The organism is Propionicicella superfundia DSM 22317, assembly GCF_000423465.1.
GTDB classification, from domain to species: domain Bacteria; phylum Actinomycetota; class Actinomycetes; order Propionibacteriales; family Propionibacteriaceae; genus Propionicicella; species Propionicicella superfundia.
On sequence record NZ_AUIA01000020.1, the window covers coordinates 1 to 15023 of the forward strand.

16 protein-coding genes are annotated in these 15023 nt (G+C 69.4%); 11 read left to right on the forward strand and 5 right to left on the reverse strand.

Features of this window, described 5'->3' with window-relative positions:
• The coding region (locus G555_RS0103920) for an integrase core domain-containing protein (RefSeq protein ID WP_028707855.1) at window positions 1-317 on the forward strand (317 nt) is incomplete at its 5' end.
• Here the strand turns inward: G555_RS0103920 and G555_RS0103925 are convergent.
• Window positions 318-689, reverse strand: a complete 372-nt coding sequence (locus tag G555_RS0103925; RefSeq protein WP_028707856.1) for a hypothetical protein — start codon at window positions 687-689, stop codon at window positions 318-320.
• Window positions 690-814: 125 nt separating this feature from the next.
• On the opposite strand from G555_RS0103925, the gene G555_RS17855 reads away from it, so the two are divergent.
• From G555_RS17855 to G555_RS0103960, 7 genes are all read left to right on the forward strand, one after another.
• Window positions 815-2842: a thioredoxin domain-containing protein gene (locus G555_RS17855; RefSeq protein WP_084634696.1), complete on the forward strand. Its 2028-nt coding sequence runs from the start codon at window positions 815-817 to the stop codon at window positions 2840-2842.
• A 257-nt stretch (window positions 2843-3099) separates the two neighbouring features.
• The gene (gene rpsL / locus G555_RS0103935) at window positions 3100-3471 is read left to right on the forward strand and encodes a 30S ribosomal protein S12 (protein ID WP_028707857.1); all 372 of its coding nucleotides are present in this window, start codon (window positions 3100-3102) and stop codon (window positions 3469-3471) included.
• Entirely contained in the window at window positions 3471-3941 is a 471-nt protein-coding gene (gene rpsG, locus G555_RS0103940; protein WP_028707858.1) for a 30S ribosomal protein S7, read from the forward strand. Before rpsL ends, rpsG begins: the two co-directional genes overlap by 1 nt.
• A 77-nt stretch (window positions 3942-4018) precedes the next feature.
• Complete coding sequence (gene fusA, locus G555_RS0103945) at window positions 4019-6130, forward strand: elongation factor G (protein WP_028707859.1); 2112 nt, start codon at window positions 4019-4021, stop codon at window positions 6128-6130.
• Between the two features lie 155 nt (window positions 6131-6285).
• On the forward strand, window positions 6286-7482 hold the full coding sequence (gene tuf / locus G555_RS0103950; RefSeq protein WP_028707860.1) for an elongation factor Tu: 1197 nt from the start codon (window positions 6286-6288) through the stop codon (window positions 7480-7482).
• A gap of 205 nt (window positions 7483-7687) precedes the next feature.
• Window positions 7688-8038, forward strand: coding sequence for a thiamine-binding protein (locus G555_RS0103955; protein ID WP_028707861.1), 351 nt, complete (start codon window positions 7688-7690; stop codon window positions 8036-8038).
• Between the two features lie 88 nt (window positions 8039-8126).
• Window positions 8127-8495 carry a hypothetical protein gene (locus G555_RS0103960; protein WP_028707862.1) on the forward strand — a complete coding sequence of 123 codons (369 nt, stop codon included), beginning with the start codon at window positions 8127-8129 and terminating at the stop codon, window positions 8493-8495.
• Between the two features lie 80 nt (window positions 8496-8575).
• Here the strand turns inward: G555_RS0103960 and G555_RS0103965 are convergent, their stop codons facing one another.
• The 4 genes from G555_RS0103965 to G555_RS0103980 all read right to left on the reverse strand — a co-directional run bounded on the left by G555_RS0103965 (window position 8576) and on the right by G555_RS0103980 (window position 12896).
• Window positions 8576-10267: a glutamine--tRNA ligase/YqeY domain fusion protein gene (locus G555_RS0103965; RefSeq protein ID WP_028707863.1), complete on the reverse strand. Its 1692-nt coding sequence runs from the start codon at window positions 10265-10267 to the stop codon at window positions 8576-8578.
• 53 nt (window positions 10268-10320) lie between these two features.
• Window positions 10321-11721 (reverse strand): glutamate--tRNA ligase, encoded by a 1401-nt coding sequence (gene gltX / locus G555_RS0103970; RefSeq protein WP_245581191.1) that lies wholly within the window; start codon window positions 11719-11721, stop codon window positions 10321-10323.
• A 267-nt stretch (window positions 11722-11988) separates the two neighbouring features.
• Window positions 11989-12228, reverse strand: a complete 240-nt coding sequence (locus G555_RS0103975) for a hypothetical protein (RefSeq protein WP_028707865.1) — start codon at window positions 12226-12228, stop codon at window positions 11989-11991.
• Complete coding sequence (locus G555_RS0103980) at window positions 12225-12896, reverse strand: DsbA family oxidoreductase (RefSeq protein ID WP_028707866.1); 672 nt, start codon at window positions 12894-12896, stop codon at window positions 12225-12227. Before G555_RS0103980 ends, G555_RS0103975 begins: the two co-directional genes overlap by 4 nt.
• 379 nt (window positions 12897-13275) lie before the next feature.
• Here G555_RS0103980 and rpsJ point away from each other — a divergent pair, with 379 nt between their 5' ends.
• Genes rpsJ through rplD form a run of 3 tightly spaced genes read left to right on the forward strand, consistent with a single transcriptional unit; the run spans window position 13276 to window position 15016 of the window.
• On the forward strand, window positions 13276-13587 hold the full coding sequence (gene rpsJ, locus G555_RS0103985; protein ID WP_028707867.1) for a 30S ribosomal protein S10: 312 nt from the start codon (window positions 13276-13278) through the stop codon (window positions 13585-13587).
• Window positions 13588-13595: 8 nt separating this feature from the next.
• Window positions 13596-14255 (forward strand): 50S ribosomal protein L3, encoded by a 660-nt coding sequence (rplC, locus tag G555_RS0103990; protein WP_028707868.1) that lies wholly within the window; start codon window positions 13596-13598, stop codon window positions 14253-14255.
• A complete protein-coding gene (gene rplD, locus G555_RS17860; RefSeq protein ID WP_084634701.1) occupies window positions 14252-15016 on the forward strand; it encodes a 50S ribosomal protein L4 in 765 nt (254 codons plus the stop codon). Before rplC ends, rplD begins: the two co-directional genes overlap by 4 nt.
• The last annotated feature ends 7 nt before the right edge of the window (window positions 15017-15023 follow it).

Consider the following 15023-nt stretch of genomic DNA (forward strand, 5'->3'; position numbering starts at 1 on the left):
GTACGGTGCACACCGACAGAGGGTCGCAATTCCGCAGCAGAAAATTCGTCGGTGCGCTCCACCGCCACTCGATGGTCGGATCGATGGGCAGGGTCGGTGCCTGCGGCGACAACGCCGCCATGGAGAGCTTCTTCTCCCTGCTCCAGAAGAACGTCCTCAACCGGCACGCCTGGACCACCCGCGAGGAACTCCGGATCGCCATCGTGACCTGGATCGAACGCACCTACCACCGACGCCGGCGCCAAGACGGGCTGGGCCGATTGACCCCCATCGAGTACGAGACCATCATGACCACGACAGCCACTCAGGCTGCGTGACTAACCACTGTCACCTGATCGTGCAGCAGACCCGGGCTGCTTGCCGCGCTCACGGCTATCGCGGAGGTACTCGTCGCCGAGCATCCGAATGGTCCGGGCGGCGCGGACGTCGGCGCCGGCGGGCGCCTCCTTCTCGGTGTCCAGAGCGGCTTCGGCCTGAGCGAAGATCTTGCGCGCCTCCTCCTCGGAGTTGGCTCGACGCAGCACCCGCTTCCACGGCTTGCCTTCGCCGGCGGGCGCGCGGAACATCACCTGATACTTCGTGCCGCCGTCCTCCGGGGCATACAGCCTCACGCGCCACGGGCGTGCGCTCCCGCCGAGCGTGCGGGGCTTGCCCTGGGCCAGCAGGGTGGGCTTCCTGCGAGTGACCATCGGCGTCCCTCCTAGGCTGGACGAGTGGGAGTCGTTCTAGACTCTCCGAGATTTGTTTCGTGTATCACTCTCGTGTATCACTCGGCCCAAGATGACACACGTGCCACTCGTCAGGAGTCAGAGGAATGGCCAACCGTCTCGTCAACGCGACAAGCCCGTATCTGCTCCAACACGCGGAGAATCCAGTGGATTGGTGGGAGTGGGGACCGGACGCGTTCGCCGAGGCGAAGCGCCGTGATACACCAATTCTGCTGTCAGTCGGCTACGCCGCCTGCCACTGGTGCCACGTGATGGCCCACGAGTCCTTCACCGATCCGGCCGCTGCGGAACTGGTCAACCGGGACTTCGTCGCGATCAAGGTCGATCGCGAGGAGCGTCCCGACGTCGACGCCGTGTACATGCTCGCGACGCAGGCGCTCACCGGCCAGGGCGGCTGGCCCATGACGGTCTTCCTCACGCCCGAGGGGCTGCCGTTCTTCGCAGGCACGTACTACCCGCCGCAGCGGCACGGGCAGATGCCGTCGTTCACCGAGGTCGTCGCTGCCATCGCGGACACCTGGGCGACCCGGCGCGACGAGGTGCGGGCGAGCGCCGACCAGATCGCGGCGGCGATCGCCGATCTTCCGCCCGCGTCCGACGCGACCGCGCCGGTCGGCCTCCGGGAGACGGTGGCGGCCGTCCTCGCCGACTTCGATCCCGTCCACGGCGGCTTCGGCGGAGCCCCGAAGTTCCCGGTCCCCACGCTGCTGGAGGCCCTCCTGGTGAAGGGCGAGCCGGCGTCCGTCGACGTCGCGCAGCGGACGCTGGAGGCGATGGCGCGCGGCGGAATCCACGACCAGCTCGGCGGAGGGTTCGCCCGCTACAGCGTCGACGCCGGATGGGTGGCGCCGCACTTCGAGAAGATGCTGTACGACAACGGTCTGCTGCTCGGCGTCTACACCCGCGCCTGGTGTCGCACGGCCGACCACGACGGTCTCCTGCGGGACTACTTCGCCGGTGTCGTCCGCGGCATCGTCACCTGGCTGGCGACCGAGATGCGCACCGACGAGGGCGGCTTCGCGGCGAGCCTCGACGCCGACAGCGCCGATGTGCGCGGCCGGGTCCACGAGGGCATCTACTACCTGTGGTCACCGGAGCTGCTGGAGGACGCCCTCGGCGCCGCCGACGCCGACTGGGCCGCCGGCGTCTTCCACGTCACGAGCACGGGCTCGTTCGAACACGGGCTGTCCACGTTGCAGCTCCGGGGCAACCCCGACCCGGCCCGGCTGGCGCGCGTGAAGGAGCGGATGCTGGCGGTGCGGGCGGAGCGGTTCCGCCCGATGCGCGTCGAGTCGGTGATCGCCGCGTGGAACGGGTGGACGATCGACGCCCTCGTCCGGGCCGCGCTCGTGTTCGGGGAGCCGGCCTGGCTCGACCTCGCGCGAGCCGCCGCCGCCGCCGTGTGGGAGACCCACTGGATCGACGGGCGGCTGCGGCGCATGTCGCGCGGGGGCACGGCCGCCGCGGCCGCCGGCGTCCTGGAGGACCACGCCGCCCTCGCCGGCGCCTACGTCACCCTCGCAGGGGCGCTCGGCGACGCGACCTGGCTCGACCGCGCCGGCGCGCTGCTGCAGGTGGTCGTCGACCGCTTCGGCGCCGGCGCCGGCTTCTTCGACACGGCCGACGACGCCGAGCCGCTGTTCCGCCGTCCCCGCGACCTCACCGACAACGCCGTCCCCTGCGGCACGAGCGCGGCGGTCTCCGCGCTCCACGCCTACGCGCTGGCGACGGGCGAGACCCGCTGGGCCGACCGGGCGACGGCCGCCGCCGGGACGCTCCGCGAGGTACTGGCCACCACCCCCCGCGCCGCGGGCGCGGCGCTCACGGACGCGCTCGTGTCCGACGAAGCGCGGGCCCGGCTGTTGCGGGGCGCCGTCGGTGTGGCGGCGTCCGATCCGTTCGCCGAACTGGCGCGTGCCGCCCATCGGATGGCTCCCGCGGGCTCGTTCATCCTCACAGCGCCGCCCGGGACGCCCGGGTTCGGCGGGCTGCTCGCGGGCGTCGACGCCCCTGTCGGCGGTGAGCCGGTCGCGGTCGTCCGGCGCGGCGACCGGCTCCTCGGCCCCGCCGACGGCCTGGAACGCCTGCGCGACGCCTTGTGGACGCGGGTGTGATCCGGCGCGGGCGGGCCGCGCTCCGGCTGCCGGCGCCCGTTTTTGACCCGGCGCGTCGGCGCGGCTAACCTAGCTACTCGGGTCAGGAGACTGACCCGAGTGTTCGCGTGCTCCGTCGGCTGCCCTGATGCGCCGAGGGTCCGCGTTCATGGCACTGTTCCGCTCCCGGTGGACGACTGAGCTGCCCAGTGCCCCACCTCACTGGATGCATCCGCGTCGGACGCATCCGGAACCACGACGGAAAGAGACAGCAGCCGGTGCCAACCATCCAGCAGCTGGTCCGCAAGGGCCGCACTGACAAGGTCAACAAGAACAAGACGCCTGCGCTCAAGGGCTCGCCCCAGCGCCGTGGCGTGTGCACTCGCGTCTACACGACGACGCCGAAGAAGCCGAACTCGGCTCTGCGGAAGGTCGCGCGCGTTCGGCTGTCCTCCGGCATCGAGGTGACCGCCTACATCCCGGGCGTCGGCCACAACCTGCAGGAGCACTCGATGGTGCTCGTCCGCGGCGGGCGTGTGAAGGACCTCCCGGGCGTGCGGTACAAGATCATTCGCGGTTCGCTCGACACCCAGGGTGTGAAGAACCGCAAGCAGGCTCGCAGCCGCTACGGCGCGAAGAAGGAGAAGTAATGCCTCGCAAGGGTCCCGCTCCGAAGCGGCCGGTGGTCGCAGATCCGGTCTACGGTTCGCCCCTGGTTTCGCAACTGGTGAGCAAGATCCTCCTGGACGGCAAGAAGACGACCGCGCAGCACATCGTCTACACCGCCATGGAAGGCACCCGTGAGAAGACGGGCATCGATCCCGTGCAGACCCTGAAGAAGGCGCTCGACAACGTGCGCCCCGCCATCGAGGTGAAGAGCCGCCGCGTCGGCGGCGCCACCTACCAGGTCCCGGTGGAGGTCAAGCCCGCCCGCGCCAACACTCTCGCGATGCGCTGGCTCGTCACCTTCTCCCGGCAGCGCCGCGAGAAGACGATGGCGGACCGGCTGATGAACGAGCTGCTGGACGCCAGCAACGGTCTGGGCGCGGCCGTGAAGCGCCGTGAGGACACCCACAAGATGGCCGAGGCGAACCGCGCCTTCGCCCACTACCGCTGGTGATTCCTCGTCACAGCGTCCGGCGACGCCGGATCTGTTCGAGCTGCCCTGAAACGCGAAGGATGAGAGGTTAGATCCGCGTGGCCATCGACATTGACATTGACCTCGCCAAGGTCCGCAACATCGGAATCATGGCCCACATCGACGCGGGCAAGACGACCACCACCGAGCGCATCCTGTTCTACACCGGCATCAACTACAAGATCGGCGAGGTGCACGACGGTGCCGCGACGATGGACTGGATGGAGCAGGAGCAGGAGCGCGGCATCACCATCACGTCCGCCGCGACGACGTGCTTCTGGAAAGACCACCAGATCAACATCATCGACACCCCCGGGCACGTCGACTTCACCATCGAGGTGGAGCGCTCCCTGCGCGTCCTCGACGGCGCGGTGGCGGTGTTCGACGGGGTGGCCGGCGTCGAGCCGCAGAGCCAGACCGTGTGGCGGCAGGCCACCCGGTACGGCGTCCCGCGCATCTGCTACGTCAACAAGCTCGACCGCACCGGTGCGTCCTTCGACTACTGCGTGAAGACGATCCGTGAGCGGCTCAACGCCGTCGCGGCGGTCCTGCAGTTGCCGATCGGTGCCGAGGCCGCCTTCACCGGCGTCGTCGACCTCGTCGAGATGCGCGCCCTGATGTGGCACGGCGAGACGAAGATCGGCGAGGACTACACCGTCGAGGAGATCCCGGCGGACATGACCGACGCGGCAGCGGCCGCGCGCGAGGAGCTCATCCAGACCCTGGCCGACCACGACGACGAGTTCGGCGAGGCGTGGCTGGAGTCCGAGGAGTCCGGTGAGGAACTGTCGGTCGAGCAGATCAAGGGCGCCGTCCGCCGCGCCGTGATCTCCAACAAGATCACCGCGGTCGTCTGCGGCACGTCGTTCAAGAACAAGGGCGTGCAGCCGATGCTGGACGCCGTCATCGACTACCTGCCGTCGCCGCTGGACATTCCCGCCATCGAAGGCTTCAAGCCGGGTCATCCCGACGAGGTCATCGTGCGGCACACGTCCAACGACGATCCGCTGGCGATGCTCGCCTTCAAGGTCGCGGCCGATCCGCACCTGGGCAAGCTGACCTACATCCGCGTCTACTCGGGCGTCCTCAAGTCCGGCACCCAGGTGCTGAACTCGACGAAGGGCCGCAAGGAGCGGATCGGCAAGATCTACCAGATGCACGCCAACAAGCGTGAGGAGATCGAGTCGATCGGCGCCGGCATGATCATCGCGGTGATGGGTCTCAAGGACACCACCACCGGTGAGACCCTGTGCGACCCGGCGAACCCGGTCGTCCTGGAGTCCATGGACTTCCCCGCGCCGGTCATCGAGCAGGCCATCGAGCCGAAGACGAAGTCCGACCAGGAGAAGCTGTCGGCCGCGATCCAGCGGCTGGCCGAGGAGGACCCGACCTTCCGCGTCCACACCGACGAGGAGACCGGCCAGACGATCATCGCCGGGATGGGCGAGCTCCACCTCGAGGTCATGATCGACCGCATGAAGCGGGAGTTCAAGGTCGAGGCGAACATCGGCAAGCCGCAGGTGGCGTATCGCGAGACCCTCCGGCGTCCGGTCGAGAAGGTCGAGTACACCCACAAGAAGCAGTCCGGCGGTTCGGGCCAGTACGGCAAGGTCATCATCGCGCTGGAGCCGCAGGAGGCGGGCGCGGGATACGAGTTCGTGAACGCGGTCACGGGTGGCCGCATTCCGCGGGAGTACATCCCCGCCGTCGACCAGGGCATCCAGGACGCCATGCAGTTCGGGCCGCTCGCCGGCTATCCCGTCGAGGACATCAAGGTCACCTTGCTGGACGGCGCCTACCACGACGTCGACTCCTCCGAACTGGCGTTCAAGATCGCGGGTTCGATGGTCTTCAAGGAGGCGGCGCGGAAGGCCGACCCGGCGCTGCTCGAACCCCTGATGGCCGTCGAGGTGACGACGCCCGAGGACTACCTGGGTGTGGTGATCGGCGACGTCAACAGCCGCCGCGGGCACGTGCAGTCGATGGACGAGGCTCACGGCAACAAGGTCGTGCGCGCCCTCGTCCCGCTGTCGGAGATGTTCGGGTACGTCGGCGACCTGCGTTCGAAGACGTCCGGCCAGGCGTCGTACTCCATGGAGTTCGACTCCTACGGCGAGGTCCCCAAGTCGGTGGCCGAGGAGATCATCGCCAAGGGCCGCGGCGGGGAGTGAGCAACGGATCAGCCCGTAGGGAACAGGTTTGACCTGAGCCGTACGGGTGCAAGAAACTTGTACGGTATGGGTCATTCCGGCCCAGCCGACCAGACCAGAAAGCATGAGAGAGAACCGCCCCGCGAACGCGTGGCGAACATCCAGAAGGAGCCCAAGTGGCAAAGGCCAAGTTTGAGCGCACTAAGCCGCACTGCAACATCGGCACCATCGGGCACGTCGACCACGGCAAGACCACGCTGACCGCGGCGATTACGAAGGTGCTCCACGACCGGTACCCCGAGCTGAACGAGATTTCGGCCTTCGATCAGATTGACAAGGCTCCCGAGGAGCGTCAGCGCGGTATCACGATCTCCATCGCGCACGTCGAGTACCAGACCGAGAAGCGGCACTACGCCCACGTCGACTGTCCCGGCCACGCCGACTACGTCAAGAACATGATCACGGGTGCCGCCCAGATGGACGGCGCGATCCTGGTCGTGGCCGCGACCGACGGCCCGATGGCGCAGACCCGTGAGCACATCCTCCTGGCTCGCCAGGTGGGCGTCCCGGCGATCGTCGTCGCGCTGAACAAGTGCGACATGATCGCCCCCGAGGACGAGGAGCTCATCGACCTCGTCGAGATGGAGGTCCGCGAGCTGCTGTCCGCGCAGGAGTTCGACGGTGACAACCTGCCGGTCGTGCGCGTCGCCGCCTTCCCGGCGATGAACGGCGACGAGAAGTGGTCGGATTCGATCATCGAGCTCATGGACGCCGTCGACGAGTACATCCCGCAGCCGGCGCGCGACACCGACAAGCCCTTCCTCATGCCGATCGAGGACGTCATGACCGTGACCGGTCGTGGCACCGTCGTCACCGGCCGGATCGAGCGCGGCGTCATCCACACCGGCGAGGCCGTCGAGATCGTCGGCATCCGCGACAAGCTGAACTCGACCATCACCGGCGTCGAGATGTTCCGCAAGATCCTCGACGAGGGCCAGGCGGGCGACAACGTCGGCCTGTTGCTGCGCGGCACGAAGCGCGAGGAGGTGGAGCGCGGCATGGTCGTCATCAAGCCGGGCACCACGACCCCGCACACCGACTTCGAGGCCAACGTCTACGTGCTGACCAAGGACGAGGGCGGCCGTCACAAGCCGTTCTTCTCGAACTACAGCCCGCAGTTCTACTTCCGCACCACCGACGTGACCGGCACCGTCCAGCTCCCCGAGGGCCGCGACATGGTCATGCCCGGTGACAACACCGACATGACGGTTCACCTGATGAAGCCGATCGCCATGGAGGAGCAGCTCAAGTTCGCCATCCGCGAGGGTGGACGCACCGTGGGCGCCGGCCGCGTGACGAAGATCGTCAAGTGAGCTGAGCACAGACAGCGCAGGAGGCCCCGTCCCGGGAGGGACGGGGCCTCCTCTTTCTTGTCGCCGTCTGCCCATGAAGGACGCCCCGCAACGCCGGGAAGCGCCTCCTGCTGGCCTCATGGACGGATCGCATCCGTCTCCTCGCCGCCGAGTCGACTCTGTGGACCCGATGGGCGTTCGCCCGGGTGTGCATGACAATGGGACCATGCTCGTCGCCTTCTCCGTGAGTGTCTCCGGGGCACCGATCCCCGCCGACCCGTCCGATCCCGAATACCGTCCCGACTCGCTGCACGACGCGGTCGCGGCCGCCGTGCAGGTGGTGGAGGAGTCAGGACTGCCGCACCGGTCCGACGCCATGTTCACCACCATCGAGGGTGAATGGGACGAGGTGATGGACGTCGTCCGCCGGGCCTGCGAGGCGATCGGACGGTTCGGGCCGCGCGTCAGCCTGGTGCTGAAGGCCGACATCCGTCCGGGCATGACCGGCGAACTCACCGGCAAGGTGGATCGCCTGCGCGCCGCCCTCGCTCGCGCGGCGGACGCCACAGACGCGTAGGGACGAACCCGTGAGCGCGCTCGCGGTGGCCGCGCCGTGGCGTCGTCCGGGTCGTCGCCGGGACGATCCGCGCACCAGGTGAGTACCCATGGTCATCAGGATTGCGATGATCGCGACGGGACTGGTGGGTCTGGTCGCGTTGCACTGGCTGCGTCGGCGGTTCACGGGCTGGACCCGGTACGCGTCGGACCACCGGATGGTCGGCTACGTCGCGCCGCTCACCGGGCTCGCGCTCGCGCTGACCGGGGCAGGGATGTTCTGGAGACCGTCCGCGATCGGCACCGACGTGCTCAACGACGTCCTGCTGGGCGTCTTCCTCGCCGGACTCGCGTGCATCGCGCTCGCCTTCCTTGCGGTGCTGGGCGTGCCGATGCCGCCGGTGCTGCTGCCGCGCTGGTACCGGCGGGCCGGCCGCCCGGGGCCGCAGCAGGATCCTGACGGAGGGGTGGCCCCGTGAGCACGGCGCTCACCGGTCACGGGTCGGGGGCTGCACCGGACAGTGCCGACGGCCCCGCGCTCCGGCGACCCCCGGCGTCCTCAGCGCTGCCGGCGCTGGATCGCCGCCCACTCGTCGCGCAGTCCGACGGTGCGATGGAACAGCATCGGGGTCTGCGGGTCGAGGGCGAAGTACCCGAGCCGTTCGAACTGCACCACGTCACCGGGCACCGTGTCGGCGAGAGCCGCCTCGACGCGGCAGTCGGTGAGCAGTTCCCGCGATGCCGGGTTGAGGTCGTCCAGCGGGTCGCCGGTGTCCTCGCCGGGGAACTCGGCGGAGAACAGCCGGTCGTACAGTGCGGCGGACGCGCTGACGGCGTGCCGAGCGGAGACCCAGTGCATGGTCGACTTCACCTTCCGGCCATCGGGGGAGTCCCCGCCGCGGGTCGCCGGATCGTAGGTCACGTGGACCTCGGTGATGTTCCCGGCGGCGTCCTTCACGACGTCGGTGCAGGTCACGAAGTACGCGCCTCGCAGCCGCACCTCGCGTCCGGGCGAGAGCCGGTAGAACTTCGGGGGCGGCACCTCGGCGAAGTCGTCGGCCTCGATGTACAACTCGTTGCTGAAGGGCACCAGGCGCGTCCCGTCGGCCGGGTTCTCGGGGTTGTTCGACACCGGAAACTCCTCGACCACAGGGGCGCCGGACGCATCGGTCGGCCAGTTCGTGATGACGACCTTGAGGGGTTTCAGGACGGCCATGCGGCGCTGCGCGGTGAGGTTGAGCTGGCGGCGGACGACCGATTCGAGAGCCTCGATGCGCTGCCGTGAGTTCGTGCGCGTCGTCCCGATCTCGCGGCAGAAGTCGCGGATCGCCGTGGCGGGGTAGCCGCGTCGGCGCAGGCCGCGCAGGGTGGGCATCCGCGGATCGTCCCAGCCGTCCACGATGCCGTCGGTGACGAGCTTGGCCAGCTTGCGTTTGGACGTCACCGTGTGTGTGAGCTCCAGTCGTGCGAACTCGATCTGCTTCGGTTTGTCGCCCGGCAGGGGGAGGTGTTCCAGGTACCAGTCGTACAGCGCGCGGTGGGTGTCGAACTCGAGGGTGCAGATCGAGTGCGTGACGCCCTCGATGGCATCGCTTTGCCCGTGCGCCCAGTCATAGGTGGGGTAGAGGCACCACCGGTTCCCGGTGCGGTGATGGGCTGCGTGACGGATCCGGTACATGACGGGATCGCGCAGTTGCATGTTCTCGTGCTGCATGTCGATCTTCGCGCGCAGCACGCGGGATCCGTCGGGGAACTCCCCGGTCGCCATTCGCCGGAACAGTTCGAGGTTCTCCGCGCTCGGGCGGTCGCGGTACGGGCTCTCGACGCCCGGGCGTCCGAAGCCGCCGCGCTGAGCCGAGATCGTCTCGTTGTCCTGGTCGTCGACGTAGGCGAGGCCGGCGTCGATGAGGTGCTCGGCCCAGTCGTACAGCCGCTGAAAGTAGTCGGATGCGTGGAGCACCTGGGCGGGGGCGTATCCGAGCCAGCGGATGTCCTCCAGGATCGAGTCGACGAACTCGGTCTCCTCGGTGTCGGGATTCGTGTCGTCCAGCCGCAGGTTGCAGACCCCGTCGAAGTCGGCGGCGATCCCGAAGTCCACGACGATCGCTTTCGCGTGGCCGATGTGCAGGTACCCGTTGGGTTCGGGGGGGAACCTCGTCTGGACGCGCTGCCGGTACGTCCCCTGCTCGTTGTCGGCGTGGACGATGTCGCGGATGAAGTCCTTCGGTGCGGGCGCGTCGGCGGCGGTCATGCGGATGAGGATATCGCCTCGCGTCGGACCGGGCAGATGCGCCGGATCCGGTGTCAGGCGAGGCGTGCTCGCAGCGCCTCGATCCGCGCCAGCGTCGACGCCCTGCCGAGCAGCGCGATGGACTCGAACAGCGGAGGAGAGACGCGCGTCCCGCTCGTCGCCACCCGTACCGGTCCGAACGCGAACTTGGGCTTGAGCCCCAGCCCCTCGACCAGCGCCGCGCGCAGCGCCGCCTCGACAGCGCGGTCCTCGAACGGCTCCAGCCCCTGCAGCGCGTCGCGGGCGGCGTCGAGGACGCGCGGCGCGTCCGCGGTGAGTGTCGCGAACGCGTCGTCCTCGACGACCAGTTCGTCGTCGGGGGTGAACAGGAAGGTGAGCTTTGGCAAGGCCTCCGACAGGGTCACGAGCCGCTCCTGGATGAGCGGGGTCGCCCGGGTGAGCAGATCGACGCGCGCCGGGTCGGGAGCAGACGGCCACTCGCCGGTCCACGTCAGGTGGGCGACGATCCGTGCGGCCAGCTCGGACGGGGTGAGCGACCGGATGTAGTGCCCGTTGAACCAGTTCAGCTTGGTGAGGTCGAAGATCGGACCGCCCGTGCTGACCTTCGCCCAGTCGAACGCGGCGACGAACTCGTCGAACGTCGCGACCTCGGTGTCGGGCACCACCGGCGGATACGCGAGGATCTGCAGGAAGTTCCGCAGCGCCTCGGGAAGGTAGCCCTGTTCGCGGAACCACATGAGCCGGGCCGCCGGGTTCTTGCGCTTGGAGATCTTCGAGGTGTCCGCGTTCCGCAGCAGCGGCATGTGGGCGAACGCCGGCGGGGTGAGCCCCAGGTAGCGGTACAGCAGAAGGTGCTTGGGCGTGGACGAGATCCACTCCTCCCCGCGGACGACGTGCGTGATCCCCATGAGGGCGTCGTCGACGACCACGGCGAGGTGGTAGGTGGGGAAGCCGTCGGCCTTCAGCAGCACCTGGTCGTCGGGACGCGGGGCGCTCACCGGCCCGCGGATGAGGTCGACGAACCCGAGGTCGACGTCGTCGGGCACGAGCAGGCGCACGACCGGCCGGTCGCTGAACCCGGGCAGCTCGGCCCGCTCCTCGCGGGTCTTCCCGTAGCACAACCGGTCGTACCCGGTGACCGACAGCTTCTGTGCGGCCTGCTCCTTGCGCAGGTCGGCGAGCCGTTCGGGCGAACACCAGCAGTGGTACGCGTGGCCGTCGGCGAGCAGCCTGTCGACGAACGGCCGATAGGTGTCGAGCCGTTCGGACTGCCGGTACGGCGCATAGGGTCCGCCGACGTCGGGTCCCTCGTCCCATGGCAGGCCGAGCCAGCGCAGCGTGTCGAAGATCTGCGCCTCGGAGTCGGCGACGTACCGAGCCCGGTCGGTGTCCTCGATGCGGAGGACGAACTGCCCACCGGTGTGGCGCGCGTAGGCCAGGTTGAACAGGGACATGTACGCGGTGCCGACGTGCGGGTCCCCCGTGGGGGACGGTGCGACGCGTAGCCGGGCGGGAGTCAGTTCGGTCACGTCGGCCTAGCCTAGCGCCGGAGGTCCGCTCGCGATCCGGCTCGCGGCCGCCCCGGTGACGATGCCGCGGCGTCGCTACGCTCCGGTCGGGAAGCTACCCGGGGACGGGTAGCTTCCCGACCTCGGCGTAGCTCCCTGGCCCGACGCGTAGCTACGCGGGCCCCAGAGGGAGGCCCTCGAAGAACCGGAGGCTCAGCGCTGGGTGGGCGGGCGCGGGTCGGGATCGCAGCCGGCCGGTCCGCATACCGGGGCGTCGGCCGCCGGGCCGAACGGCATCAGGCCGGCGAAGGGCCCGCGGGCGCCGAGCGGGGCGTCAGCCGGTGCCTCGGGCACGGAGCCGGTCGAGGCGTCGGGCGCACGGTCGTGGTCGGCACAGCCACGGGGGACGCCCGCCGCGTCCTCGGGCGTCCGCGACGAGCCCGTGCCGGTCATGCTCCTGTCTCCTGCCGCTCGGCGACCACCTGTCGCAGCGCGTCGGTGAAGACCGCGGCGTCCTGGGCGCCGGACACGGCGAACAGCCCCCCGAAGACCGTGAACGGGACACCGGTGACCCCGAGGCGCAGCGCGAGCTCGATATCGGAGGCCACCGCCGCCGCGTATCGCGGATCGTCCAGTGCCGCGGCCGCCGCCTCCCGCGGCAGGCCGGTCCGCTCGGCGGCGGCCACAAGGACGTCGGTCGCGCCGACATCGAGGCCGTCGCGGAAGTGCGCGGCGAACAGCTCGTCCCACAGCGGTGCAGCGACGCCGTGGGCCGCCGCGTACTGGAGGAGCGCGTGCGCACGGGCGGTGTTGGCGGCGAGGGCGTGCTCGACGTCGAACGCGAGACCAGCCGAGCGAGCCGCCGTCGCGACCTGGCCGAGCATGGCGTCCACCTGCTCGAGGTCGGCGCCCGTGCGGGCCGCGAGGCTCTCGCGTTCGGGTACGGCGTGGTCGGCAGGCAGATCGGGCGCGAGCTGGAACGCCCGATGGCGCACCCGCACGTCAGGCGCACGGGGATCCCGCCGGAACGCCTGGATCCCCGCCCGGAGCCGGTGTGTTCCGATGTAGCACCACGGGCAGGCGACGTCCGCCCACACCTCCACGTCGATGGGTTCGCTCATCGTCGGTCTCCCGTCCGCCTCGCTCGTCGGAGGACCCCATTCAAACCGACGACCCAAAACGCCGGCGTGCACTCCGGCGCGGGCGGAGGGGCCGCTGCGGCGAGGTTTTGCGATCGCGGGGCGAATCTGACAAGATTGACGGGTTGCTCCGAGCGGGGCCATCGCTGTGCGCAGTGCGTGCGGGTGGCGACGCGCCAGGCAACCGAAGCCGGGCGGCATTCGCCGCGTAGCACCTCAGAGCCCACAATCTCGTGCGAGATCACGCGGCCTGCAGCGCGCGACACGCCCGACCGCGGGGGTCGGTGCAACAGGGGGAGCTCACCGTGAGCTCCCAACGCCGAACCGGTTCGCCGGGCAAGCAGTACGAGAAGAGGAAACTGTGGCGGGACAGAAGATCCGGATCAGGCTCCGGGCCTATGACCACGAGGTCATCGATTCGTCGGCGAAGAAGATCGTCGACACGGTGACGCGCACCGGTGCCAAGGTTGCCGGCCCCGTGCCGCTTCCGACCGAGAAGAACGTGTATTGCGTCATCCGTTCGCCCCATAAGTACAAGGACAGCCGCGAGCACTTCGAACTGCGGACGCACAAGCGGCTCATCGACATCCTCGATCCCACGCCGAAGACGGTCGACTCGCTCATGCGGCTCGACCTTCCGGCCGGCGTGGACATCGAGATCAAGCTTCCGTGAGGTCACTGATGAGTAACGAACGCCAAGTCAAGGGGCTGCTGGGCACCAAGCTCGGCATGACCCAGTTGTGGGACGAGAACAACCGCGTCGTGCCGGTGACCGTCATCGCGGCCGGACCGTGCGTCGTGACGGCCGTCCGGACCCCCGATACCGACGGATACTCCGCCGTGCAGCTCGGCTACGGGGCTGTCAAGGCCAAGAAGGTGACCAAGCCCGCCGCTGGTCACTTCGAGAAGGCCGGGGTCACGCCGCGCAAGCACCTGCTGGAGATCCGGACGTCCGACGCCTCCGAGTACACACTCGGCCAGGAGCTGGGCAGCGAGGTGTTCGCGCCCGCCGACGTCATCGACGTGACCGGCATCAGCAAGGGCAAGGGAACCGCAGGCGTCATGAAGCGCCACGGTTTCGGTGGCCTGCGCGCCTCCCATGGCGTGCACCGCAAGCACCGTTCGCCGGGCTCCGTCGGCGCCTCGGCCACCCCGAGCCGCCTCTTCAAGGGCCTGCGGATGGCTGGGCGCATGGGCGTCGACCGCGTCACCGTGCAGAACCTCACCGTGCACGCCGTGGACGCCGAGCGGGGCCTCATCCTCGTGAAGGGCGCCGTGCCGGGGCCGAAGGGGTCGCTGGTCGTGCTGCGCACCGCCGCGAAGAAGGGAGTCCGGGCATGAGCTCGCTCACCGTGAAGGTCCTCGGGACCGACAACGCCGCCGTCACGCTCCCCGTCGAGGTGTTCGACGCGCAGACCAACGTGGCGCTCATCCATCAGGTCGTCGTCGCGCAGCTTGCGGCCGCCCGGCAGGGCTCGCACGCCACCAAGACGCGCGGGGACGTCTCCGGCGGTGGCGCCAAGCCCTGGCGCCAGAAGGGCACCGGCCGTGCCCGGCAGGGCTCCCGCCGGGCCCCGCAGTGGACCGGCGGTGGCGTGGTTCATGGCCCGCAGCCGCGCGACTACGCGCAGCGCACACCGAAGAAGATGATCGCGGCCGCGCTGGCCGGAGCCCTGTCCGACCGGGTGCGCGAGGGTCTCGTCCACGTCGTGAAGGACTTCGGCGTGACCGACGTGCCGAGCACGAAGACCGCCCTCCAGGCGCTCAGCGAGGTCGCCGAGGCGCGGCTGCTCGTCGTGCTGGATCGCACCGAGGACGTCGCGTGGATGAGCCTGCGCAACGTTCCCTCGATTCATGTGCTGGTCGTCGACCAGATCAACGCCTACGACGTGCTCCGCGCCGACGAGGTGGTCTTCACCCAGGCCGCACTCGACACCTTCCTGGCCGGCAAGGGCCTGGCTGCCGAGGCGGGCGTGCTCGAGGTCGTCGAATCCGAGCCGTCGCCGGTGAGCGCCGAGTCCGAGCCGTCGCCCGCCAGCGCAGAGTCGGCCCCGTCCGCGGCGAGCGCCGATGACACCGACTCCGAGGAGGACGAGAAGTGAGCGCCGA